We start from the raw sequence: 24,226 nt of genomic DNA, 5'->3' as shown, positions 1-24,226 counted from the left end.
ATAGATACTATAATTATCACTATATTACTAATGGGTTTGACTTATTAATATAGATATTCACTTTACTTTAATTTCAAGATCTGTATATGGCTGCAATCCCGCTTTGACTTGGCATTCTTGCCTTTGGAAGCACTACTACTTCTCCACCAAGTTTTAGTACTAACTTTGCAAGATCGTCTATTACATCGCCATTTTCAGGATTATTAAGGTCACCAAAGACTAAATCTCCTGTCAATCTATTAATTTTTCCTGAAATAATTTTTTCATCTTCTACCAAAATAGTCTTTACTCTATTTTCAAAGGCAGCTTTAACAACTTCTACTAAAATATCTGACCCTTGTGTTGCAGATTTTTGTCTATTAAATTCCTCAATTAAATTATTAGTTTTTTGTATATAATAGGGTTCTATTTCTTTCCATACTTTCTCTTTTAATTGATCTGTTTCTATAGAATCATAAGATTCTTTTACTCCCTTTTCAACTAGATATGGATTACGGCTTATCTTTTTAAATATGGAATGGTAATCACCAAGAGATACTAAAATTAAAGGCAAATTATACACTTTAGAGTAATTTTCTAGTACAAACTTATCGACATATCTAAAAAATTTATCTATATCTATCTCTATTTCTTCTTTTTTACTACCATGACCATGAAACATAGCTGATCCTCCTGTTGCTGCATTTCCTCCATAAGATCCGTGGTTTAGATAAGGTTGAGAGTATTCTTCACCTAGTACTTCTTCAATTGTTCTCGGGACATCCGGGCCTAGTTTAATTTCAGAAAAACCGTATCTATTTCCTTCATAAAGTGTAAACTTACTACGATCTAATCCTAATAGCTGATAATGATCTGCTGATTGAAAAGCTCTGATAAGTGGCTTGATGTGAAAACTATTTGCTACCACTACTAATGTTTGTACAGATCTTTGTAGTCTGTATATTACACATTTCTTAGAATTTGCGAGTATTGCTAACCCATCATAGGTATTATTCCAAAAAATATTATCTTCTTGTAATTTATATAAAGGTGCCATTATAGTCTTTATATCAATTTTTTGATACTTTTGTTTTAACGATTCTTCTATTTCTTTTAATGAATTCTTATATAATATTGTATCCTGTTTATTGTCTGGTGCATATCTATGAGTAGGTATATATATGGATATACAAGGCACCTCGTTTTCGTAAATTATTTCATTTGGAAAATCATTAACTATTTCGTACATTATAAACGCCTCCTTAATCTTGTCAAAATACTTATAACATTAATACCCTTATCCCTATAAATAAATCATCCCGGATTAATTCTTTTCTAATTCTTAGATTGTACTACTGTTATATCCATATACTATATTCAGTATTCATATAACAGTTATATTATAGATGAATTAACTTTGTGTCTATCAATATATAGAATCTGTACATTAAAAAAACACACTATTATAGAAATCTATAATAGTGTGTTTTTTTGATAATCACTTGAAAATACCAAAAGGTTTCCCCACTGGTAGAAATATCTTATCAAAATGATTGTTAAGTACAGAAGCTCCACTGCCGTAAAAAGAAAATAAAGCTATCATCATCTCAGAATAAGCTGCTAGTTTATGAGAGAATTCTGGCATTATCTCAAAGGTACTCAGTGTAAGTCCAATGAATAAAAGATCGATTAATAAGAAAATAATGAATAATACCTTATTTGTTTCCATCGCCCCTATTGTCATAAAAATTGTAAATATAAGATACCCGATAAATGCAAAACCTAATTGCTTAGAATCAGCATTTGTTGCTAGCTCAGAACCGAATACACCTAATTTTATAAGCCAACTTGAAGCAACACCTAACCAAAAGAAACCAAATGCTCCAAATGCCGTCATTCCGAAAGTATTGTTGTGCTTTGCATCAATAATACTTGCATATATCTGTGCAAAAGCTCCTAAAAATATTGCCCATGGGACAATAAGTGACAATCCCTCAGTAATACCTAGTTTTTGTGATGAGGCTACTAAGGTAACCATTGCTAGTCCAAATAAACCTAAAGCTGATGGATCAGCACATACTATTTTGATATGTTTTATTTCTTCTTTCAAGTACAATTCTCCTTATATATGTTTTTAAATTAACGATCACTATATAAGGTATAATAAATCATTTTTTGCTATATATCAACATTTTTAGACAAAATAACTTTGTATTTTTATGTTTATAAACAAATGTACATTTATTTAACTAAGGCAAAGTATAAAATTACTATAATTCCAAGTACTATTCGATAGTAACCAAATACTTTAAAATTATGTTTTTTAATATATCCTATAAGAAATTTAATTGATAGTACCGATACTAATAATGCCACTATAGTGCCTGTTACTAAGATAATAATCTCAGTCCCAGTAAATACAAAACCGAATTTAAGCATTTTTAATAGGCTTGCTCCAAACATTACAGGAATAGCTAAGAAAAATGTAAACTCTGCTGCTAAGTTTCTAGATGTTCCTATCAACATAGCTCCTATAATTGTAGCTCCTGAACGAGATGTTCCGGGTATTAATGCTAAAACTTGGAATACTCCAATAATAATGGCTGTCTTGTATGTAAGTTGTGGAAAATGGTTAATCCTTGGTTTTTTATTTTTATTTCTATTTTCTACAATTATAAACAAGACACCATATATTACAAGTGTTATACCAACAGTTTGAAAATTATAGAAAACTTCATTTATCTTGTCATCAAATAGTACTCCTATAATACCAGCAGGTATCACCGCTACGAATACTTTAAACCATAATTCAAATGTTGCTCTTTTTTCACTAATAGATTTTTTTGTAGAAAATGGATTAAGTTTTTGAAAGTACAACAATACTACAGCCATAATGGCTCCTAGTTGTATTACCACAAAAAACATTTCTTTGAATTCCTCTGACATGTTCAGGCTAATAAACTCATCTACTAAAATCATATGACCTGTGCTACTTATAGGTATCCATTCTGTTATACCCTCTACAATACCCAATATGATTGCTTTTACAATTTCTATGTATTCCATACAAGTCTCCTTTATAATACTAATTATTTTTAGTCTTATTTATACCTAGTATAATATTATATAGTATATTTAACATAATCTCAAAACCTAAATGTAGAAAATTACGTATAATTCATAAAGTGAAAGTTTATTCAGTAGGGGTTTTCTTCATCCCCTACTGAATATTAGTTTTCGCGAAACAACGAGCCAAGCGAAAATATATTTTCGTAGTACCTTAATTGCGGAGCAGTTTAACTACTTAATAATCAGTTATATTATTATTGATTCTTAATTTTTGCTAGAAAGGATTGTGAGCACAATGAAAGGTACTGTTGTATCAACATGGTTAAAAAGTTTAAGTAACCTTTTTAGTAGTGAGATAGTAGATAATGCATTACTTTATATTAATTGGGATAAAGATAGTATTATCAACCCATTTGAGGAAATTCCTGATGATGAAATATTTAAAGTTATTGCTAGTATGACAAATGAATTTGTTGAACATTTTGGCCAGATGTAGGAAAACAAAACATCGAAACTTTTAGGGAGTATTGTCTTCTAATATTGACCTTTTAATTAGTAATACTCCCTCTTTTAAATTTTTCTACAGTGGAAAAACACTTATACTATTTATTCATTTTTTCAATAAAGATGTTTATATTATCTTGTTCTTTTCCATAGTCTACATTTAATCTTCCTAATCTATCGCAAAAACCAAGAAGAGCTATCTCGGATAAATCAACTTCTTGTTTCATAGCATCTATATCTGCAAATGGCAAATTATTAACTACAAATAGAATTTGCATATGCCATCTCACTAAAGAAGTAACTTGACTTATGAAGTCATTGTCATTGACAAATTCCATTAGAAATTCTCTTGTCATCTTTGCGCCAACTATATCGTGATCATACGATGTTATCTTGCCTTTTCTTTTTGCTGTTGTACTTGGCTTTCCTATGTCGTGAAGCAGTGCTGCCCACATAAATATTCTTTGATTTTTACTGTGTTCTCTTTGACCTGCTGCTGCATCTACAACTAACATTGTATGATTCCATACGCTACCTTCTGGATGATACTTGGGAGATTGCTTTGTTTGTTTTAACTTTTCTAGTACATCAAAAGGATACTCTATTAGTAAATTACGATTAGAAAGATCATTAAGAAATTTCGATGGATATATATCTTTCTGTAAATGTTGATCTATCTCATCGAACAAATCATTTTTAAGTATCATCTCTTGCCTTCTGTATTTTCACTTTTCATACCAAATACAGCTCTAGCACTTTCTGCTTGGGGATCATGTTTTACATGTCTAGAATGAAATTTCCCATCATCTTTTTTATGATTTTTTGTACTTTTCTTTTTTCTATCCACTTTCATATAAGCAAATCAAGCCTCCTTTTACTTCATAGTATAAGTAATTATAGTTTTATTATGTGATTTAATTCGCTATATATAGTTTTTAAAACGTTACCTACAGACATATTATTAGTTTTAGCTATATTCTTTGCATCTTCGTATTCAATAGTCCTTTTTATAATATCCTTATAAGTGCCTATTTTAATTCTGACTTGTCCTAATGATGAATTGAAATCTTCTAATCTTCTATTCATAATATATCTTCTATAATTGTGCACTCTAATACCTAAAGTTGATGTATGCTTAAAGATCAATTTTTTCATCAATTCACAATCATCATTATTACAGATTACTGAAAACATATAAGAAGGTCTGTTCTTTTTCATGTAAATAGGAGTAAAGTATGCATCTAATGCACCTTGTTCTAATAGTATTTCTAGTGCAAAACCTAATTCCTCACCTGTTATATCGTCAACATTACATTCTAATATAGTAATGGTTTCTTCATTATTTTTCTTTATTATTTCGTCTATAAAAAATCCTCTTAAGATATTGGCTTTCAAAAAATCTTTTGTACCTGCACCAATTCCAATTTTTCTAATTTTATAGTTGTCTGGAAGTTTATTAGTAGTTTTAATTGATGCTGCAATAGCAGCTCCTGTTGGGGTTACCATTTCACCTATTGTTTCAGTAATCTTAATTTCCAAATCATGTCTATTGACTATTTCTACAACTGCAGGTACTGGAACTGGTATTATACCGTGTTGACACTTAACATGACCTGTACCTTCATAAAGTGAAGAAATAATAACACTACCAATGTTCAAATTATCTAAACAAATAGCTGTTGCTATTATATCAACAATTGAATCAATAGCACCTACTTCATGAAAGTGTACTTCTTCAATACTCTTGCCATGTACTTTTGATTCAGCAATGGCTACCACATCGAATATTTTTTTTGCTAATTCCTTGGCATTAGCAGTAATATTTGATTTTAAAATAATATCGTAAATATCATTAATATTCCTATTCAGATGCAATTTCATTTCATTATGTTTATGGTTTTCTATATCACTTGTAAGGCAAACGTCGAATTTTTTAGCAACAATTCCACATTTTTTTGTTTTATAAATATTTAATGAATAGCCGCTCATATTACAACTTGCTAACCCATTCAATAAGACTTGTTCATCTGCCCCTAAATCTAACAAAGTTGCTACGACCATGTCACCACTTATTCCAGAGTAACACTCTAGATATAAAGTATTTTGCTTCATTCTATATCGCTCCTATACAATTACATTTATATGTTTATTAAGGTTTACTATATCTTACCACTTTCACTAGACAAGAAACATAGAATAGAAAATAGTATACAGTTAAAACAATAGTTCCATTACTGCTGTAACGAAGTAAATTATCATATATACTAAAAACCAGCCTACTTATAATAGTAGTCTATTTTTTTACATTAAAAGTTAATTCATAATTATTTCAAAAGCATTAAGGATGTGATTGAGTTCCATTCCTTTAGGATAATCCCAAATTTCTAAAACATCGAATCTTACATTATACTCAAATAGTTTATTCTTTTGTAGATAATACAACGCTACCTTTGATATTTTCTTTTGTTTACGATAAGTAACTGATTCACTAGGGTATCCATACTCATTATCTCGGCGAGTTTTGACTTCAATAAAAATAACAGTGTCTCTATTCCTAGCAATTATATCTATTTCGCCTATTTTACATCTAAAATTTACGTCTAATATCTTAAGTTTTTTACTTTTAAGATATTCAATACCTATACCTTCACCGATTCTTCCTTTGTTTAGGTTGTCTTTTTTACTCATATTATCCCCACTTATGTACTAATTCTAAGACTTTGGTACTTGTAAATGAACTCATATTTCCTATGTTTTAGAAATCTATAAACGAGAGAGTTGTTAGTATGTAAAGTAAAATAATATTATGCTAATATGCAAATATATTATTTAGTATTTAGTAATTTAGTATTTAGTATTTAGTTTTAACATAGCATATAAGTATTTATACTTAACTTCAATATATTAATATGATAATCAATTGAATTATCCATTCTACAAGTTCAACTCAACTTCTTTAAATGTACCGAGAATATTATTTAAAAATGATAATCTATGTATGGGACAAATACCGTATTTCTTTATGGCTTCTATATGCTCATTGGTTCCATATCCTTTATTTGATTTAAAGTTATACTCAGGATAAGCATCGTGATAAGAGTCCATAATACGATCTCTGGTTACTTTTGCAATTATACTTGCAGCCGCAATTGAATAGCATTTTTCATCCCCTTTTAGAATAGATTTTTGTGGAATTTGAAGTGCTTCTATATGCATAGCATCTATTAATACAATCTCAGGTAATAGACGCAGATTATCTACTGCATCTACCATACTTTGTTTAGTCCCTTGAAAGATATTAATATCATCGATAATATCTTTCTCAATAATACCTATACCTATAGATAAAGCGTCTTCTTTAATCGCATAATACAGTTCTTCCCTTTTTGACGATGATAGTTTTTTTGAATCATTCACGTACAATATATTAGAACTCTCAGGCAATACAATAGCGCAACTCACAACGGGGCCAGCTAAAGGACCACGTCCTACTTCATCCATTCCTGCTACTAACTTATAACCACGATTATACAATGAACTTTCGTATGATTTTAATTGTTGTATCCTCTGCTTTTCTTTTGTATACTTGTTGTATTTACTGATTAGTGAATCTTTTAGTTGTTGTACACCTCCCCTATCATCTAAGTCGAGACGATTTATAAATTCGGGATATTCACTTATCACTATTTTATTAATTTCTTGTTTAATCTGTGAAATGCTGAGTTGGCTTATTTCCATGAAATTCTCCTTTTAAAACTAATATAATTGCTAGTATGATTTGTATAAATCCGAAAGTAAAAAATGAAATGTGAAGGACATGAATAGAATTTAGAATATAACATTGAATTACAATCCACATAGTCAATATTAAACCCATACAACCACTTATGTAGTATTGAAGTTTGTAGTTTTTCTTACATATAATATATGTAAGAATATTACCTAATCCTATAATTACAAACAAAAAAATGCCAGGGATTAAGAAGCTAGTGAATGGTGAATCTTTTAACACCTCAGTTGCTGGCATGCCGAATTGAATACCAGTAGTATCTGTAAATGCAAAAAAGCCACCAAATAATGCCCCTATACCTATAAAGATATGTAAAAATAAAAGAATCTTTTTAATCAATTAAATATCATCCCTTTCTATTAATACTATTATATTGTATGGGTTAAAGTTTTACAATAATATCCCTTTAATACATCTAATATTTTCTTATAATTAAAAAAGACTAGACAAGTATATTGCCTAATCGTTATATTAAAGTTTGTTTATTAAAACTAAGGATTCTCAAAGCTAATCTTGCCTATCTTTGTCTTTTTCAACTCATCTAGTAGCATCTCAGCAGTTCTTGAGTAATCAATATTTCCACCTTTTTGAATAAATCCACGCTTCTGAGCTATTTTTTCATATATATCAATATCTTCATCTGATGGATTTATATCGATATTGTAGCGCTCTATTAAGCAATGTTCGTAGCTCTCTCTTAGGAATGAAATCAATTTTAATGCTGCATCTTCACGATCGTATATAGTTTCCTTAATAGAGCCAATCCAAGCTAATTTTAATCCAACTATTGGATCCTCAAATTTTGGCCATAAAATACCAGGAGTATCGAGTAATAATATTCTCTGACTTACCTTAATCCACTGATTTGATCTAGTAACACCAGGAAGATTGCCGGTTTTTGCTGAGGCTCTACCTGCCATAGTATTTATTAATGTAGATTTTCCAACATTTGGTATTCCGAGAATCATACATTTTATTTGTCTATTTATTCTACCTTTTTTCAAATCTCTTTCTATTACATGAGCCATTTTTTTTTCAATCGCTGTAATAAGTTCTTTAATGCCCTTTCCCGTAATAGAATTTGTATATATATAATCTTGTTTGTTTTCATCATAATAATGACCCCATAACTCATTTGACCTGGGATCAGACATATCACTTTTATTAAGTAATATAACTTTAGGTTTCCCCTTGATTAGACTATCAATCTCAGGATTTTTACTGCTTATGGGAATCCTAGCATCAAGTAACTCAATGACCACATCAATTAATTTTAAATCTTCTTGTATTTTTCGCTTGGTTTTAGCCATATGACCAGGATACCATTGAATAGTCAATATATACACATCCCTTCCTATTCATTACGCTATTATGTTTAATATATTTCTTGCTTTAATACTCTAAATTTTCGCTTTCGCTTACTCAATTGTTCCTATATTATTAAATGGAAAAATACGAAATAGTACTTTACCAATAATCTTATCTTCACTTACAAATCCTACATCGCTATATCTACTATCCCTGCTATTATTTCTATTATCACCTAATACAAAATACGTATCCCTTGGAACTACAACTTGATCAAAGTCAAGATATGGCTCTGTATTAATATAGTCTTCTTCTAGAGGTTCATTATTCAAATATACTATAGAATCCCGTATTTCTACTGTATCACCAGGTCTACCTATAATCCTTTTTACAAATTCTACGTTGTTGTTATAGTTTAATATTACAACATCATCAAATTCAGGTTCACCAAAATAATATTGTATCTTTGTTACAATTAGACGATCATTATGGTTAAGTGTAGGGTACATTGAATTACCATCTACCATAACAAATTCGAATAAAAAGAATTTTATTAACAATGCTAGAACAACTGCAATAGCTGCTGATTCTAACCATTCTCTTATTTCGCTCTTTTCTTTTTTTGCTCTCACTTATTCACCCTCATATAAAGAGCATGGTCAACGCATTATCTTGGTCAAATGCCGTTTTAAACAAAGGGCAACAACCTTGTTAAAGCTCTTAGTTCTCAGCTCTTAATTTTAGTCAACAATTCAACATTGTTCTATGACAATATTTATTATAACACAACCACAAAAAAAACGCTTTGCTAGTTTCTTGTGGTTGTGCGGACAGTCTCCAAATGTCTGTAAACAGCCATTATTCCTCTTCGAACATCATTTACAAGCAGACGCTTGGCTAATTGTCTTCCCTAATATAAAAAAATCAAGGGACTGAAACTCAGCCCCTACATTTTTTCTTTAACTTTTGCCGCTTTACCAATTCTATCTCTTAGATAGTATAATCTAGCTCTTCTTACTTTACCTTTTCTTATTACTTCAATTTGATCAATTCTAGGAGAGTGTAATGGGAAAGTTCTTTCTACTCCAACACCATAAGATATTTTTCTTACAGTAAATGTTTCTTGAATTCCACCATTTTGTCTTTTTAACACAACACCTTCAAAAATTTGTATTCTTTCCCTTTTACCTTCTACTACTTTAACATGCACTTTTACAGTGTCACCAACGTTAAATTTAGGTATTTCTCTCAACTGCTCTTTTCCAATTATATCTAATATGTTCATTTGTTAGCCTCCTCTATTTTTGGACGTTCTTATCTTACTAGAGATAGCGGACCGCCTGAGATAACAGATAAAATTATAACATATATCATTTATTTATACAATCATTTATTTTATTTTGATTCCTTATCGTCTTTGTTTTCTTCATACTTCTTCTTATACATTTCATATAAATCTGGTCTTCTCTTTTTAGTAATATCCAGAGATTTTTCAAATCTCCATTTTTTTATTTTTTCATGATCTCCGGATAAAAGCACATTTGGTACTTCCATTTCTTCAAATACTCTGGGTCTTGTGTATTGTGGGTACTCTAATAGTGGTTTTGTAAAAGATTCATCCATTGAACTTTCATGATTTCCTAATACGCCATCTATTGTTCTTGATATTGCATCAATAAATACCATAGCTGGTATTTCGCCACCTGTAAGTATATAATCTCCCAAGGATATTTCATAATCTACGTATTTATCTACTACTCTATAGTCTACTCCTTCATAATGCCCACAAACTAGTATAATCTCTTCTTCCTTTGAAAAGCTTATTACTTTTTTTTGATTTAATATAGTTCCATGAGGTGAAAAGTATACAACTTTTGCTTTACTTGACATGCTTTTAGCATATTTTATTGAATCTGCTAAAGGTTGTACGCTCATTACCATACCTGGTCCGCCACCAAAAGGATAGTCATCGGTTTTTTTATGTTTATTCTTTGAGAAGCTTCTTATATTAATATATTCAATCTGAATAATGTTTTTATCTATACTCTTTTTAATAATACTTGTATTTGCAAAGCTCTCAAATATCTCAGGGAACAATGAAATAATATGAAATTTCATAGTTCTTTCAGTCCATCAGGAAGTTGTACTATTATTTTTTTGTTACCCATATCTATTTCTTGAATATACTGTGATACAGCAGGTATTAAAATATCTTTTGCAGATGTTTTTATAGAGTAGATATCTGTTCCACCTGATTGTATTACATCCTGTAATTCTCCTAAGAGTATATCATTTTCGTAAACTTTTAATCCGATTAAGTCAACTATATAATATTCATCTTCTTCTAATTGTATTCCATCTTGACGATCTATTTCAACATACTTATTCTTTAACTCTTCAGCTGAATTTCTATCATCAATACCATCAAGTTTTACTATAAGATTGGATTTTTGATACTTGATTTTAGTAATACTATATTCTTGATATATTTCTTTATTTTTTATATAAAAAGTCTTTAGGGCATCAAATCTAGATGGATCATCTGTAAGTGGAAAGACTTTTATTTCCCCTTTAATTCCATGTGGTGCTCCAATTTTTCCAATAACTAATGTTTCATTCACATTTACACCTTCTTATTATAACAGTATTCTCGTTGTTTCTTAAGTTTTTAAAGTAATTGTAGATAAGCAAACATGCTTTTGTATGACTTGTATTTGAATCTAGTAAATCAACTACATACAGACCTATGACGCGATTACAAAATAGAGTTAGGTTCAAACCTAACTCTATTTTTATTGAATAATTTCTAAAATTACTCTTTTGTTTTCTTTTGCTGCAGCTGCTTTTATTACTGTACGAATTGCTTTCGCTATTCTACCTTGTTTACCTATTACTTTGCCCATATCATCAGCTGCAACTCTAAGTTCAAGTGTAATAGATTGTTCTGCTGTTACTTCATTTACTACAACAGCATCAGGGTTTTCTACTAATGATTTAACTAGTACCTCTACCAAATTTTTCATGAAACGCACCTCGTATATAATATATTAGATGATGCCATTCTTTTTTAATAAAGATTTTACTGTTTCAGATGGTTGTGCTCCTGTTGATAACCATTTTTTCACTTTATCAGCTTCGATTTTAAATTCATTTGGTTCTGATAACGGATTAAAATATCCAATTTCTTCAATGAATTTTCCATCTCTTGGTGCTCTTGAATCTGCTACTACAATTCTATAAAATGGCTTTTTGTGTGAACCCATTCTCTTTAGTCTAATTTTAACTGCCACTAATTTCACCTCCTTTAAAATAAAATAAATATGTTTACATAAATGGAAATTTCATTTTTCCAAGTTTTTTGTTACTCATACCACTAAATTGCTTCATCATTTTTTTTGACTGTTCAAATCCCTTTAGTAGTTTATTTACATCTTGAACTCTAGTTCCAGAACCTGCAGCGATTCTTTTTCTTCTACTAGCATTTATAATTTCAGGATTTTGTCTTTCCTTTTTTGTCATTGAATTAATAATTGCTTCTGATTTTCCTAGTTCTTTGTCACTTACGTCTACTCCCTGTAAAGCCTTTTTATTTGCACCAGGAATCATTTCAAGGATATCGCTAAATGATCCCATACTTTTCATCTGTTGCATTTGTTCTTTAAAGTCTTCAAGAGTAAACTGTTGCTTTCTAAACTTTTCTTGTAACTCCATAGCTTTATCTTCATCAAAGTTAGACTGTGCTTTCTCAATTAATGACAAAACATCACCCATACCTAGTATTCGAGAAGCCATTCTATCAGGATGGAAAGATTCTAAATCTGTAATTTTTTCTCCCACACCTACAAACTTTATATGTTTACCTGTGACAGAAGTAATTGATAGTGCTGCTCCACCTCTAGTATCACCATCTAGCTTAGTTAAAATAATTCCTGTTATATCTAACTTTTCATCAAAACTTTCAGCTACAGTAACAGCATCTTGTCCAGTCATTGCATCTACATTCAATAGTATCTCAGTAGGACTTATTTCATCCTTAATATACTTAAGTTCATTCATAAGCTCTTCATCTATATGCAATCTACCTGCAGTATCTACAATTACTATATCAAAATAGTTTTCCTTAGCATGTTTCATTGCTGATTTAACTATACTAACTGGTGAAGTACTATTACCTAGAGAAAATACAGAAACATCAATTTGTTCTCCTAACACTTGCAATTGCTTAATAGCAGCTGGTCTATATATATCACATGCAACAAGCAAGACCTTTTTACCTTGGCTTTTAATCAAATTAGCTAATTTACCAGCAGTAGTAGTTTTTCCGGCGCCTTGTAGCCCTACTAACATAATAGATGTAATACCCTTACTATTGAAAGATAATTGTGAATTTGCACTTCCCATAAGATTGGTAAGTTCATCATTAACAATTTTAATTACCTGTTGTCCAGGTGTAAGACTTTGTAGTACTTCTGAGCCTATAGATCTCTCATTTATCTTTTTTACGAAGTCCTTAACTACCTTAAAGTTGACGTCTGCCTCAAGAAGAGCAATCTTTATTTCTCTTGTAGCCTCTTTAATATCCTTCTCTGATAGCTTCCCCTTGCCTTTAAGTTTCTTAAAGGTATCTTGGAGTTTATTACTTAATCCATCGAAAATCATATATAATCCTCCATTAAAGTTGTTTTAACGTCTTTTTCAAGTCATTTTCCACATCTAAAAGAATTTCTCTGTCAGTATCCATACCTTGGTTTTTAATATGATTGCTTAACTTATCTAGTGCATTACTAATTAATTCTTGATTAATTTGATATTTATCCATTAATTTTAGCTTACTGTCATATTCATGAAGAAGTTCTTCAGATCGTTTTAACGAATCGTATACACCTTGACGACTTATAGATACTTTCTCGGCAATTTCTCCTAATGAAAAATTGTTATTATAGTAGTAATCTACTATTAACTTTTGCTTCTCACTTAATAATTCCCCATAAAAATCATACAATATAGAAATCTCAATAAATTTTTCCAAGAAGCATCACCAATCTCATTTAAGTGTCAAGTAATCTACTTAACAGTGACTAGTATATATAATAATTAAGTACCTGTCAAGAACATATGTTAAATAATCCACGGCAATCGCATGAAAAGATATTTGGTTCAGCGAACCCTTTTTAAAAAAGCATATATCAAAGCAGCTAACTTTATAGAGTATTTTTAAAACATTAGCAAACGATAGCTTCGCTAAATTCAAAAGAAGGAGACGATTAACGTTAAGAATTTTTGACTGTTTGAGCGTAGCGAGTTTCAAAAATTTAGTTTATCTTCGAGTTCTTTCATACAGTATGCGACAGCGTGTTTGCGTTTGTTTTAAACATACTCTGGCTCTCATCATGTATACGAGACAAAATTCTATTCCATCTTTTCTATGTTTTTCATGGGATATCCTAAAATAGTGCGTCAACAAAAGTACTTGCATCAAATTCCTGCAAATCATCCATTTGCTCTCCTACTCCAATAAAATGTATAGGAATTTTAAGTTGTGACTTAATAGGGATGACAATGCCACCTTTAGATGTTCCATCTAGTTTTGTAAGAACAATACCATCAAGTTTGGTAGCTTGATTGAATACATTAGCTTGGTTAACAGCATTTGTGCCGCTAGTAGCATCAAGTACTAGTAAATTGTATTGAGTAAAAAACTCTGACTCATTAGCTATTACTCTGTTAATTTTTGATAACTCGCTCATTAAATTGTCTTTATTGTGAAGTCTACCAGCTGTATCACATATTAATACGTCAGTTTTTCTAGCCTTTGCAGCCTGTAATGCATCGTATATTACTGATGCAGGATCAGCACCTTGATCATTTCTGATTATATCTATGTTTAATCTTTGGGACCATATAGTTATTTGTTCTACTGCTGCTGCTCTAAAGGTGTCACCTGCTGCAAGTAATACCTTCTTTCCTTGTTTTTTATATAGATTAGCTAATTTAGCAATAGTTGTGGTTTTTCCAACTCCATTTACTCCTACTACTAATATTACCATAGGATATTTAAATGAAGTCACTTCGTCATCAATTAAAATTTCTCTTACAATCTCTTTAATAACTGATTTTACTTTTTCTTTATCTTTGATATTATCTATTTGAATTCTTTCTCTAGTTTTATTAATAATTGTATTAGTAGTTTCAACACCTAAATCTGCCAGTATAAGAATCTCTTCTAACTCTTCAAAAAATTCATCATCATAAACACCTGAGTAGTTAATTAATTGATCGATTTTACCTGAGAAATTATTTTTAGTTTTTACTAAACTATTTTTTAATTTTGAAAAAAAGTTGTTTTCATTATTCATTATTACACTTCCTCTTTTAACATTTGAGTTATCCCGTATTAACAGCCACTAAGACTCCCAATTCAATAAAACCCCTACTGAATAAGTTTCACTTTATTTCAACAGATACAACTTTTGATACACCATCTTGACCCATAGATATACCGTACAAACGATCAGCAATCTCCATAGTGCCCTTTCGATGAGTAATCGTAATGAATTGGTTATCTTTTGATACCAACTGTAAAAAATTTGAGAATCGTTCGACATTGCTGTCATCAAGTGCTGCATCAATTTCATCTAATACACAAAATGGTGTTGGTTTAATACTAATGATAGCAAAAAGCAAAGCGATAGCTGTTAGTGATTTTTCTCCTCCCGAGAGTAAAGAAATATTTTTCAAGTTTTTCCCTGGCGGCTGAACTTCTATCTCTATTCCTGTTTCCATAATACTTTCAGGATTTTCTATACGCAATCTGGCAGTTCCACCATTAAATAATTTTTTAAATGTTTCTTGAAACTCTTTTTCTATTAGATTAAATTGTTCAATAAACTGAGACTTCATATTCGATGAAATTTCAGTGATTATATCACTTAATGCGTCCTTAGCTTTTACTAAATCATCTTTTTGGAATGATAAAAATTCAAAACGTTCTTTTATCTCTTTATACTGATCCATTGCACCAACATTTACAGTTCCTAATTCTGATATTTGAGTCTTAAAGTTCTTCATTGTTTTAACTTCATTGTTTATGTTATTAATAGGATATTTATAATCTAAAGCCATACTGTAATTCATCTCATAACATTCAAAGATATTGTTTTGTAAATGTTCTAATTCAGAATTTTTGTTGTTAATTTTGATTTCAATTTTACTTAATCCTTCATTAATTAATACATTTTGGTTATTAAGTTCTTTTAAAGTCTCTTGAAGTACATCTATTTTTAGATTATTTGATATCCTTTCATTTTGTAATCTCTCATAGTCGGATGATATATTGTTTTTTTCTGCATCAAAGGTCATAAGTAATTCATTATTTTCATCAATAAGATTTTGCAATACTTTATTTTCATTAATCAAATTTGCTTTTTCATTGTTCTTAGCATAAATTTTATTTTTGTTTTCATTTATGGCATGACTGTAATCGTTAAGTTGCTCGCTTAAATGTATATGTTTTTCTTCTTGTTTCGCTATATATAGATTTATTTCCATTATCTCTTTCGATAATTCAATGATTTCCATATTTAATTTTTCGTCTACTTGTATTACTTCAATTAATTCTAATTCTGATTTACTAATATTAAGTGCTTTAATTTTTTCGTGTAATGAATTGAATTCTTCAATATCAGTTCCTTTACTTTCTTTAATTGTTTCTATTTGTGATTGTAAACTTATGATATTTTTTGTCTCATTATCTATGAGGACTTGTATTTGACTTAATTTTTGCTCTATTAACTGCTTTTCTGTGGAAAATTGATTTGCTTTATATTCTAATAATCTCAGTTCTTCTTTATTCTTAGTTAAACTACTTTGTAATTTTTCTAATTCGCTTTTTAGAACTCCAATATTATTTTGACTTTTTTCAATGTTTATCTTTAAATCTTCAATTTCTTGTTTTCTTTGAATAATACTTACATTTCCATTTTTATGAATCCCACCGACAATTGCACCTCCTGGAAAAAATATCTCTCCTTGTAAGGTTACAATTTTATACTTGTAGTTACATTTCTTATGAATGACTTTAGCAACGTTAATATCTTCTACTATAAGAACTTTGCCTAGCAAATTATGAAATATTCCAGTATATCTTTTATCAAAATTAACTAAATTGCAGGCTAAACCAATATATCCCTTTTGTAATGCTATAGAATTCTCTATATTAAGTGCTTGTCCTTTTATAATATTTAAGGGTAGAAATGTTGCCCTTCCCCATTTATTTTTATTTAGTATCTTTATGCATTCATGTGCAATATCTTCATCTTCTGTAATTAAGTTATGTATTGTATTTCCAAGAGATGTTTCAATTGCCAGTGCATATTTTTTGGGAACGTCTACGAGATTTCCAACGATATCATGGAGTTTATTCTTCAATAAAGCGTTATTTTTCTTCTCTCTTAACAATTCTTTGACACTACCAACATAACCTCGTAAATCTTCGTTATTATTCATTAAAGTGTATTTTGATGAAATCATATTGTAATTATTTTCATATATGCTTAGTTCTTTTTTTAATTTATCAAGTTTATCTTGTATAAAACTTATTTCTCTCTTTTTAATAGTTTCTAGTTCTCTAGTACTTGATAGATTTCTTTCTAAATCTACCTTAGTTGTACTACATTGATCTTTAGTGTTTTTATTTTCTTTTACTAACTCATTTAAACCTTCAAGACGAGAAAATAAGTTTTTAAAAGTTTCTTCATTGTAAAAATTCTTATTCTCTAAAATGGTTATTTTATTACTATATGTTTGCAAATCATTATTTATCAGCTGCAACTTTTCATTTTTGTTTTTGAACTTTTCTAATTGAGTTTGAACTATATTCTCTTTTGTATTTTTCTGCGAATGTAAATACTCTAACTCTTTACTTTTATTATAGATTTCTTCAGTGATTTTAGAGATACTATCTTCTATGTAATTAATTTTTCCTTCTAAATTTTTATTATTATATTCTGTCTGTAAAATATCATCTTCAATAGTTAAAATACTACTTTTATTATGTTCTATTTTTGTTCTAGATACTTGTATTTGAGTATTGCTTTTCTGATTTATTTCGCTTAATTCTAATTTTTTCTGATTTAAGTTATTTATTGTTTCATCTAATTTAAGGATTTTTTTCCGTAAATCTTGAAATGCTAAGTCCTTATTTGATATTTCAATACCTTTTTCTTTTATATTAATAACTATATTATCTCTATCAAAATACAATTTATTTAACTCTTCTTTGATAATGTCAACTTTATGAATAAAGAGGTTTAATTCCACTTTTTTTAGGTTTTCTCTTAAGTCTAGATATGATAATGCTTTCTTTGCCTGTTTTTCTAGGGAAGGCAACTGCTTTTCGAGTTCAGAAATTATATCAGTGATTCTATATAAGTTATCCTGAGTTTTTTCAAGTTTTCTCTCTGACTCGAGTTTACGATTTTTATATTTAACTATACCAGTAGCTTCTTCTAATATTAATCTTCGATCTTGAGGGTTGCTACTTACAATATGATCAATTTTCCCTTGTCCTATTATAGAATATCCTTCTTTACCTAATCCAGTATCTAAAAACAAATCTTGAATATCTTTTAGACGGCATAAAGATTTATTAATATAATATTCGCTATCACCAGAACGATAAAGTCTACGTGTTACACTTATTTCTGTGTATTCAATAGGAAAAACACCAGACTCATTATCAATGGTCAAACTAACTTGAGCGTAACCTAATGATTTTCTCACTTTAGTACCAGAAAAAATAACATCTTCCATCTTACTTCCACGTAGGTATTTTATTCGCTGTTCACCTAATACCCACTTAATAGCATCAGATACATTGCTTTTTCCACTACCATTTGGTCCTACTATAGCCGTGATACCATCTTTAAACTCTATATCTACTTTATCTGCAAAAGATTTAAATCCAAATATCTCTAATTTCTTTAGATACAAATTTGTTCACCTCAAGTTAGTTCATAATATTTTTACAGTGCCACTCATTAGTTAATTGATTTATTATATCATTATAATATTCTTTCATCCTCAATAAATAATCATAATTCTCATATTGTATTATTATATCATCTTTCAAAGAGTCATTCTTTTGAAACTTGTATTCTACATTAAAATAATCTTTAATTAATACTCTATTTTCACCTTTATTACCTGTAATTTTCGAGAAATCACGTGCATTAGCAATAATTGTAATGTTTTTATTTTGTAGTCTATAACGCACTATAGCTGATTTGATCATCGCCCAGTATATGCTAGATTGGACCATTTCACCAAAGGCACTATGAAATGGTCCTGCTACAATATTGTCATCTAACAGAAGAGATTCTGATGCATGTAGACCAACCCTAATAATATTACTACCTAGATTTTTAAATATAATATACGGTATTATACTAAGTTCCCTCGCTTCAAGTAAAGTAAGAGGAGTATACTCCATATTTTTATACATTTCTTGTAGTTCTGTATTCACAATAACTAGAGTCGGATAAATTCGAAGGGTATTAGGTTGTAATGCTGCTAATTCAAAGCAAGTATTAATCAATCTTTGTCTATTATCTCCTGGTAAACCAATCATAATCTGAAAACCAAAATCTATATTGTATTTACTAAGATTCATTACAGCCTGATTAATAGTATAAATACTATAATAACGTTTACTTAATTTTAGTACCTTAGGATGGGTAGACTGAATACCTAGTTCTACATGGTCAACATTGTACTCTTTTAAAAGTGATACATGTTCATCTTTCATGTAATCAGGTCGTGTAGATAATCTTATGCTATTTATACTTTTTCTATCTTTATAATATTTAGCGACCCTCAAGTACTCTATTTGTTTTTCTCGTTTAATAGCTGTAAAACTACCACCATAAAAAGCTAAAACAATATTATAACTATTATTATCTAATGTAGTAAGAGCAGTTTCAATATGCTCTTCAATATCTTTAATATCTGGAGATTTTACTGAACCGGATATCTTTTTTTGATTACAGAACACACAATCATGAGGACAACCTTCATGTGGAATAAATATTGAAATAACTTTCGTGCTAGTACTATTATCCATTTATTTCTCCTAAAAAGATCAAACCATTATATGCAGCTCGTTGTTCTGCCTCTTTTTTACTACTTCCACACCCTGTTCCAATAATTTCTCCATTCAAATGCAAGTTGATATTAAATAATTTATCATGCTCTGGGCCTTGTTCACTTTCGACTGTATATTCAATGATATTAGATGAATTCTGTTGAATGAGCTCTTGAATCTTAGTTTTATAATCAAAAATAAGTCTGCCCTTAATAGCATCTTTCATATTTTGATCCATTTTTGACAATATAAACTTTTCTGCTTGTTCTATACTACTATCTATATAAATAGCGCCGATAATTGCTTCAAATGAATTTGCAAGGATAGATTTACGATTTCTACCACCTGTATTTTCTTCGCCTTTACCCAGTAATATATAACTCCCTAGATTTAACACATTTGATACCATAGCAAGTGACTCCGTACATACAATCTTTGCACGTAATTTAGTTAATTCTCCCTCTGATGAATAGGCATGATTTTTATATAGATAAGAGCTTACTACTAACTCTAATACAGCATCCCCCAAAAACTCGAGTCTTTCATTATTGAGCATTTTACTCTTTTCATTGACAAAGGAGCTATGAGTAAGAGCATTTTTTAGTATCGCTGGATTATTAAATTTATAGTTTAAAACAGTTTCAATATTGTTAAAATTCATTTTTTCCTCCATGTTTTTATTTCTTATTGTTTATCTTACTGTACATCAACTAAATTAACGTATCCTTAGTGAATTCAAACAATAATAACATATTCGACTCTTATTTAAGTAATTATATAAAATTTGGACCTAGCGAGCTAGTCGAATTTTCCTATCATAAAATAAAAGTCCCTTTTAGGACTTTTACTTTTCTTTGAAATAGTCTACCACATGACCTACAGTTTTAATCTTCTCAATATCTTCATCATTAATCTCTAGTTTAAACTCTTCTTCAAAAGCCATTATCATCTCTGCCACATCAAGTGAATCTGCACCTAAATCATCAAGAAAGCCAGAATTTAAAGTAATTTTTGATTCTTCAATATCAATTTGATTGAGTATGATTTTTTTTACTCTATCGAATATATCCATTTATTTCACCCCCATATAAGAATATATATAAGTTATTCTTGAACTTTAACTATTTTATTTGATATTTTATCTATGATATTCTTCTCTTGGAATTCTATGCCTTGTTTTATAGCGTTGTAGATAGCCTTTCTATCAGAATTGCCATGAGCCTTTATAATACCTCCATTTACACCTAGTAAAGGTGCTCCACCTACTTCAGTGTAATCAAAGCGTTTCTTAAAAATTTTTAAGGCAGGTTTTAATAAAAGTCCACCTATTTTCGCTCTAGTTGAACTTATAATAGATTTCTTCAATGCATCAAAAATAAACAAGCCCAAACCTTCCATTAACTTCAATATTATATTTCCAGTGAATCCATCACATACTAATATATCAGCATTTCCTTCAGGGATGTCCCTTGCTTCAATATTCCCAACGAAGTTTACATCTGTTTCTTTCAATAAACCATATGTCTCTTTTGTCAATTCATTACCTTTTTTCTCTTCTGAACCAATATTTATCAAACCAACTCTTGGTTTGGTAACCCCTAATAGCTCTTCAACATAAATACTTGACATAATAGCAAATTGTTGCAAATAGCTTGCTTTACAATCAACATTAGCACCAGCATCTAATAAAAGGGAAAACCCTTTCTTAGTAGGTAACATTACAGTTAATGCAGGCCTTTGAATACCTTTAATTCGCCCGACTATTAATGTGCCACCTGCAAGTAATGCACCTGTACTACCTGCGGAAATCAAAATTGAACGTCTATCTGCCTTTATTCTCTGTAAACCTATAACTAATGACGATTGTTTTTTCCGACGTATAGCTATGGTTGGATCTTCATTATTAGTTATAACCTCAAGAGAAGGTATCACTTCAATTAATTCTTTTACATACTCTTGTTTATCTAATTCAGCGTATAATTTTTGTTCTTCACCTATAATACAAATCTTTCTATTAAAGCTCTTTGCAGCCATTATACAACCTTGTACAATTTCACCTGGCGAATTATCTCCACCCATACCATCGACGTATATATTCATTGAAACTCACTCCATAATAATAATCAAATATACCAGATCTCAATATAAAGTAAAACTTTATTCAGTAAGAGTTTTCTTAACCCTCTGTATAATAGTTTTAGTGAATCAACGAGCCAAGGCCTGTTAATGCAGGATAAATTGAGTCTTATACACCTGATGCAAGTTATCCTTGCTAATGTGGCTGTGAATTTACCACAGCAATCTTAGTACTTTATTTAGTCTGTTTAACAATAGAACTACCTAAATTTCTATCATAAAGTAAGCCCTCACCCCATCTAAGAGGTGAGGGCTTACTTATCTGTAAAACAAAGGCAAAGATTTACTCTACCTATTATTTATACTTCTAATACTGCCTTATCTTTATAAGTTCCACATGCTCTACAAACTCTATGAGGTAGTTTGATTTCACCACATTTAGGGCAAGTGCTCATACCTGGTACATTTAATTTGTAATGAGTTCTTCTCTTGTCTCTTCTAGATTTGGATACCTTTCTTTTTGGTACTGCCATTTCTACACCTCCTATTCATCCCCATTTAACAGATTGTTCAGAACAGATAACCGAGGATCTATTTGATCCTTATCGCAATCACAATTATGAATATTTTTGTTTTCCCCACATATCGCGCACAAACCTTTACAGCTTACATCACATAAGGCCTGTATAGGAATATGTAACAAAATACTCTCTCGTATCAATTCTGTCAAGTCTAAAGTATCGTTTTGTAACAGTCCTTGATTTTCGGCCATATCATAGTCTTCAATTATTTCTATATCTATTAAATAATTGAATTCTTCAATACATCTTGAACATACCATATCAATGTACAACTTTACATTAAGATTTATCTTAATGGATTGATTTTCAATATGAATTCTACCCTTAACTTCAATAGGTTTGTCACAATTCAATTCAGATATAAAATTGGGTATTTTTCTATTTACTTCTATTACTTTTTCCTGTCTCGTCAATAGAGATAAAATGTCAATAATCATTTAAATCACCTCTGAACTAGCAGAGATAATTATATCTTCAATATAATACTTTGTCAAGCACGTCATTTACTATTATCTCTTTTGTATCTCTTGCAATAGCCATTTCTTCATCTGTTGGAATCACAATTATTTTAACTTTAGAATCTGGTGTAGAAATAATTACTTCTTCTCTTCTTATACTATTTTTTTCATCATCTATAGTCATTCCTAAATAGCTTAATCCTGAACATATGTTTTTTCTAGTATACGCTGAATTTTCACCAAGTCCTGCTGTAAAGACAATAGCGTCTACTCCGTTCATAGCTGCTACATATGACCCTATAGAAGTTTTTACTTTATAGTCGAAAACATCTAATGCCAGTTGCGCTCTGCTATTTCCATCTTCAACAGCAGATTCGATATCTCTGAAATCTGAGCTAACACCAGATATACCAAGTACACCAGACTTTTTGTTTAATATTTCATCAACTTCATGAGAATCAATATTTTCTTTTCCCATTAGGTAAGTAACAATTGATGGGTCAATGCTTCCACATCTTGTTCCCATAGCTAAACCTTCTAAAGGTGTAAAGCCCATAGTTGTATCTATAGATTTTCCATTCTTTATCGCCGTTAAACTAGCACCATTACCTAGATGACAAGTTATAATTTTTAGTTCTTCTATTGGTTTGTTTAAGATACAAGCAGCCCTTTGTGAAACATATTTGTGTGAAGTGCCATGAAAACCGTATTTTCTAACTTTGTATTTATTGTAATATTCGTATGGTAGAGGATAGATATATGCCTCTTTTGGCATTGTTTGATGGAAGGCTGTGTCAAATACTGCGACCATTGGTATACCAGGCAAAAGACGCTTACAAGCATTTATACCTAGGATATTTGCAGGATTATGCAAAGGTGCTACCTCGATGCATTTTTTTATAGCATCTACAACATCATCATCTATAAGTACAGAAGAAGAATAGTATTCTCCACCGTGTACAATTCTATGACCAACAGCATCGATCTCTGTAAGTGCTTTTATAACTCCATATTTTTCATCCACTAAAGAATCCATAACTATATTTAATGCTTCTTCATGATCTTTCAATGTTCCTTTTTTAACTAATTTATATTTTCCATCTGGACTATGAGTAAATATTGAATCTTCTAATCCTATTTTTTCTGCAAGCCCTTTTGCTAAAACTTTTTCATTACTCATGTCTACTAATTGATATTTTAAAGACGAACTTCCACAGTTAATCACTAGTATATTCAATAAAAACATCTCCTATTTTATATTTTACATTATCTCTCTTTGACTATTTTATCACATTATAAAAATATTTCTACTAAATCACTT

The 24,226-nt window shown here is 29.9% G+C and carries 28 protein-coding genes; 1 reads left to right on the top strand and 27 read right to left on the bottom strand.

The annotated features are described in order from the left end of the window. Positions 1-73: 73 nt before the first annotated feature. From GC105_RS09750 to GC105_RS09740, 3 genes are all read right to left on the bottom strand, one after another. Entirely contained in the window at positions 74-1,228 is a 1,155-nt protein-coding gene (locus GC105_RS09750) for a baeRF3 domain-containing protein (RefSeq protein ID WP_152804213.1), read from the bottom strand. A 249-nt stretch (positions 1,229-1,477) separates the two neighbouring features. Beyond that, positions 1,478-2,089 (bottom strand): acetate uptake transporter, encoded by a 612-nt coding sequence (locus GC105_RS09745; protein WP_246169811.1) that lies wholly within the window; start codon positions 2,087-2,089, stop codon positions 1,478-1,480. Between the two features lie 131 nt (positions 2,090-2,220). Further along, entirely contained in the window at positions 2,221-3,045 is an 825-nt protein-coding gene (locus tag GC105_RS09740) for an undecaprenyl-diphosphate phosphatase (RefSeq protein WP_152804210.1), read from the bottom strand. A gap of 298 nt (positions 3,046-3,343) precedes the next feature. Here GC105_RS09740 and GC105_RS09735 point away from each other — a divergent pair, with 298 nt between their 5' ends. Continuing rightward, positions 3,344-3,544 carry a heme NO-binding domain-containing protein gene (locus tag GC105_RS09735; protein ID WP_152804207.1) on the top strand — a complete coding sequence of 67 codons (201 nt, stop codon included), beginning with the start codon at positions 3,344-3,346 and terminating at the stop codon, positions 3,542-3,544. A 106-nt stretch (positions 3,545-3,650) separates the two neighbouring features. Here the strand turns inward: GC105_RS09735 and GC105_RS09730 are convergent, their stop codons facing one another. The 24 genes from GC105_RS09730 to GC105_RS09620 all read right to left on the bottom strand — a co-directional run bounded on the left by GC105_RS09730 (position 3,651) and on the right by GC105_RS09620 (position 24,142). Continuing rightward, on the bottom strand, positions 3,651-4,259 hold the full coding sequence (locus tag GC105_RS09730) for an HDIG domain-containing metalloprotein (protein ID WP_152804204.1): 609 nt from the start codon (positions 4,257-4,259) through the stop codon (positions 3,651-3,653). Beyond that, entirely contained in the window at positions 4,256-4,399 is a 144-nt protein-coding gene (locus GC105_RS16880; RefSeq protein ID WP_425481529.1) for a CPC_1213 family protein, read from the bottom strand. The genes GC105_RS09730 and GC105_RS16880 overlap by 4 nt, the downstream gene beginning before the upstream one ends. Positions 4,400-4,446: 47 nt before the next feature. Next, on the bottom strand, positions 4,447-5,664 hold the full coding sequence (gene larC / locus GC105_RS09725; protein WP_152804202.1) for a nickel pincer cofactor biosynthesis protein LarC: 1,218 nt from the start codon (positions 5,662-5,664) through the stop codon (positions 4,447-4,449). 201 nt (positions 5,665-5,865) lie between these two features. Continuing rightward, complete coding sequence (locus GC105_RS09720) at positions 5,866-6,240, bottom strand: YraN family protein (RefSeq protein WP_152804192.1); 375 nt, start codon at positions 6,238-6,240, stop codon at positions 5,866-5,868. A 246-nt stretch (positions 6,241-6,486) separates the two neighbouring features. Further along, complete coding sequence (locus GC105_RS09715) at positions 6,487-7,290, bottom strand: ribonuclease HII (protein ID WP_152804189.1); 804 nt, start codon at positions 7,288-7,290, stop codon at positions 6,487-6,489. Next, entirely contained in the window at positions 7,256-7,681 is a 426-nt protein-coding gene (locus GC105_RS09710) for a hypothetical protein (protein WP_152804187.1), read from the bottom strand. The genes GC105_RS09715 and GC105_RS09710 overlap by 35 nt, the downstream gene beginning before the upstream one ends. Positions 7,682-7,833: 152 nt before the next feature. Beyond that, positions 7,834-8,679, bottom strand: coding sequence for a ribosome biogenesis GTPase YlqF (ylqF, locus tag GC105_RS09705; RefSeq protein ID WP_152804185.1), 846 nt, complete (start codon positions 8,677-8,679; stop codon positions 7,834-7,836). Between the two features lie 81 nt (positions 8,680-8,760). Continuing rightward, complete coding sequence (gene lepB, locus GC105_RS09700) at positions 8,761-9,282, bottom strand: signal peptidase I (protein ID WP_343030008.1); 522 nt, start codon at positions 9,280-9,282, stop codon at positions 8,761-8,763. Between the two features lie 314 nt (positions 9,283-9,596). Further along, positions 9,597-9,935, bottom strand: a complete 339-nt coding sequence (gene rplS, locus GC105_RS09695; RefSeq protein ID WP_152804182.1) for a 50S ribosomal protein L19 — start codon at positions 9,933-9,935, stop codon at positions 9,597-9,599. A gap of 110 nt (positions 9,936-10,045) precedes the next feature. Further along, complete coding sequence (gene trmD / locus GC105_RS09690; RefSeq protein WP_152804180.1) at positions 10,046-10,768, bottom strand: tRNA (guanosine(37)-N1)-methyltransferase TrmD; 723 nt, start codon at positions 10,766-10,768, stop codon at positions 10,046-10,048. Continuing rightward, complete coding sequence (gene rimM, locus GC105_RS09685; RefSeq protein ID WP_152804179.1) at positions 10,765-11,271, bottom strand: ribosome maturation factor RimM; 507 nt, start codon at positions 11,269-11,271, stop codon at positions 10,765-10,767. The genes trmD and rimM overlap by 4 nt, the downstream gene beginning before the upstream one ends. 171 nt (positions 11,272-11,442) lie before the next feature. Then, positions 11,443-11,673, bottom strand: a complete 231-nt coding sequence (locus GC105_RS09680) for a KH domain-containing protein (RefSeq protein WP_152804177.1) — start codon at positions 11,671-11,673, stop codon at positions 11,443-11,445. Positions 11,674-11,697: 24 nt separating this feature from the next. Further along, positions 11,698-11,940, bottom strand: a complete 243-nt coding sequence (rpsP, locus tag GC105_RS09675; protein WP_343030007.1) for a 30S ribosomal protein S16 — start codon at positions 11,938-11,940, stop codon at positions 11,698-11,700. Positions 11,941-11,974: 34 nt separating this feature from the next. After that, the gene (gene ffh, locus GC105_RS09670) at positions 11,975-13,309 is read right to left on the bottom strand and encodes a signal recognition particle protein (RefSeq protein WP_152804175.1); all 1,335 of its coding nucleotides are present in this window, start codon (positions 13,307-13,309) and stop codon (positions 11,975-11,977) included. Between the two features lie 13 nt (positions 13,310-13,322). Further along, a complete protein-coding gene (locus GC105_RS09665) occupies positions 13,323-13,679 on the bottom strand; it encodes a putative DNA-binding protein (protein ID WP_152804173.1) in 357 nt (118 codons plus the stop codon). Between the two features lie 415 nt (positions 13,680-14,094). Next, positions 14,095-15,006, bottom strand: coding sequence for a signal recognition particle-docking protein FtsY (gene ftsY / locus GC105_RS09660; RefSeq protein WP_152804171.1), 912 nt, complete (start codon positions 15,004-15,006; stop codon positions 14,095-14,097). Positions 15,007-15,094: 88 nt separating this feature from the next. After that, positions 15,095-18,640, bottom strand: a complete 3,546-nt coding sequence (gene smc, locus GC105_RS09655) for a chromosome segregation protein SMC (RefSeq protein WP_152804169.1) — start codon at positions 18,638-18,640, stop codon at positions 15,095-15,097. A 16-nt stretch (positions 18,641-18,656) separates the two neighbouring features. Next, positions 18,657-19,769, bottom strand: coding sequence for an elongator complex protein 3 (locus GC105_RS09650; protein ID WP_152804167.1), 1,113 nt, complete (start codon positions 19,767-19,769; stop codon positions 18,657-18,659). Continuing rightward, positions 19,762-20,451: a ribonuclease III gene (rnc, locus tag GC105_RS09645; RefSeq protein WP_246169810.1), complete on the bottom strand. Its 690-nt coding sequence runs from the start codon at positions 20,449-20,451 to the stop codon at positions 19,762-19,764. The genes GC105_RS09650 and rnc overlap by 8 nt, the downstream gene beginning before the upstream one ends. A gap of 183 nt (positions 20,452-20,634) precedes the next feature. Further along, positions 20,635-20,862 carry an acyl carrier protein gene (locus GC105_RS09640; protein WP_152804163.1) on the bottom strand — a complete coding sequence of 76 codons (228 nt, stop codon included), beginning with the start codon at positions 20,860-20,862 and terminating at the stop codon, positions 20,635-20,637. 32 nt (positions 20,863-20,894) lie between these two features. After that, positions 20,895-21,890 (bottom strand): phosphate acyltransferase PlsX, encoded by a 996-nt coding sequence (gene plsX / locus GC105_RS09635; protein ID WP_152804160.1) that lies wholly within the window; start codon positions 21,888-21,890, stop codon positions 20,895-20,897. A gap of 335 nt (positions 21,891-22,225) precedes the next feature. Then, positions 22,226-22,399 carry a 50S ribosomal protein L32 gene (rpmF, locus tag GC105_RS09630; protein WP_152804158.1) on the bottom strand — a complete coding sequence of 58 codons (174 nt, stop codon included), beginning with the start codon at positions 22,397-22,399 and terminating at the stop codon, positions 22,226-22,228. Positions 22,400-22,410: 11 nt separating this feature from the next. Beyond that, on the bottom strand, positions 22,411-22,884 hold the full coding sequence (locus tag GC105_RS09625) for a YceD family protein (protein WP_152804156.1): 474 nt from the start codon (positions 22,882-22,884) through the stop codon (positions 22,411-22,413). Positions 22,885-22,921: 37 nt separating this feature from the next. Next, positions 22,922-24,142: an acetate/propionate family kinase gene (locus GC105_RS09620; RefSeq protein ID WP_152804154.1), complete on the bottom strand. Its 1,221-nt coding sequence runs from the start codon at positions 24,140-24,142 to the stop codon at positions 22,922-22,924. Positions 24,143-24,226: the final 84 nt, after the last annotated feature.

It is taken from the genome of Alkalibaculum sporogenes (genome assembly GCF_009362815.1).
Classification (GTDB): domain Bacteria; phylum Bacillota; class Clostridia; order Eubacteriales; family Alkalibacteraceae; genus Alkalibaculum_A; species Alkalibaculum_A sporogenes.
Note: the sequence above shows the minus strand (reverse complement) of the source record. Positions and strands in the feature narration are given on the sequence as shown.

Coding starts and splice junctions, on each gene's coding strand:
- plsX (WP_152804160.1), bottom strand. CDS start 21,890: ATGAATATATACGTCGATGGTATGGGTGGAGATAATTCGCCAGGTGAA.
- ffh (WP_152804175.1), bottom strand. CDS start 13,309: ATGATTTTCGATGGATTAAGTAATAAACTCCAAGATACCTTTAAGAAA.
- GC105_RS09715 (WP_152804189.1), bottom strand. CDS start 7,290: ATGGAAATAAGCCAACTCAGCATTTCACAGATTAAACAAGAAATTAAT.
- larC (WP_152804202.1), bottom strand. CDS start 5,664: ATGAAGCAAAATACTTTATATCTAGAGTGTTACTCTGGAATAAGTGGT.
- GC105_RS09740 (WP_152804210.1), bottom strand. CDS start 3,045: ATGGAATACATAGAAATTGTAAAAGCAATCATATTGGGTATTGTAGAG.
- trmD (WP_152804180.1), bottom strand. CDS start 10,768: ATGAAATTTCATATTATTTCATTGTTCCCTGAGATATTTGAGAGCTTT.
- GC105_RS09730 (WP_152804204.1), bottom strand. CDS start 4,259: ATGATACTTAAAAATGATTTGTTCGATGAGATAGATCAACATTTACAG.
- GC105_RS09680 (WP_152804177.1), bottom strand. CDS start 11,673: ATGAAAAATTTGGTAGAGGTACTAGTTAAATCATTAGTAGAAAACCCT.
- GC105_RS09625 (WP_152804156.1), bottom strand. CDS start 22,884: ATGATTATTGACATTTTATCTCTATTGACGAGACAGGAAAAAGTAATA.
- rplS (WP_152804182.1), bottom strand. CDS start 9,935: ATGAACATATTAGATATAATTGGAAAAGAGCAGTTGAGAGAAATACCT.
- GC105_RS09720 (WP_152804192.1), bottom strand. CDS start 6,240: ATGAGTAAAAAAGACAACCTAAACAAAGGAAGAATCGGTGAAGGTATA.
- GC105_RS09650 (WP_152804167.1), bottom strand. CDS start 19,769: ATGGATAATAGTACTAGCACGAAAGTTATTTCAATATTTATTCCACAT.
- GC105_RS09735 (WP_152804207.1), top strand. CDS start 3,344: ATGAAAGGTACTGTTGTATCAACATGGTTAAAAAGTTTAAGTAACCTT.
- rpmF (WP_152804158.1), bottom strand. CDS start 22,399: ATGGCAGTACCAAAAAGAAAGGTATCCAAATCTAGAAGAGACAAGAGA.
- rnc (WP_246169810.1), bottom strand. CDS start 20,451: ATGAATTTTAACAATATTGAAACTGTTTTAAACTATAAATTTAATAAT.
- GC105_RS09750 (WP_152804213.1), bottom strand. CDS start 1,228: ATGTACGAAATAGTTAATGATTTTCCAAATGAAATAATTTACGAAAAC.
- ftsY (WP_152804171.1), bottom strand. CDS start 15,006: ATGAATAATGAAAACAACTTTTTTTCAAAATTAAAAAATAGTTTAGTA.
- GC105_RS09640 (WP_152804163.1), bottom strand. CDS start 20,862: ATGGATATATTCGATAGAGTAAAAAAAATCATACTCAATCAAATTGAT.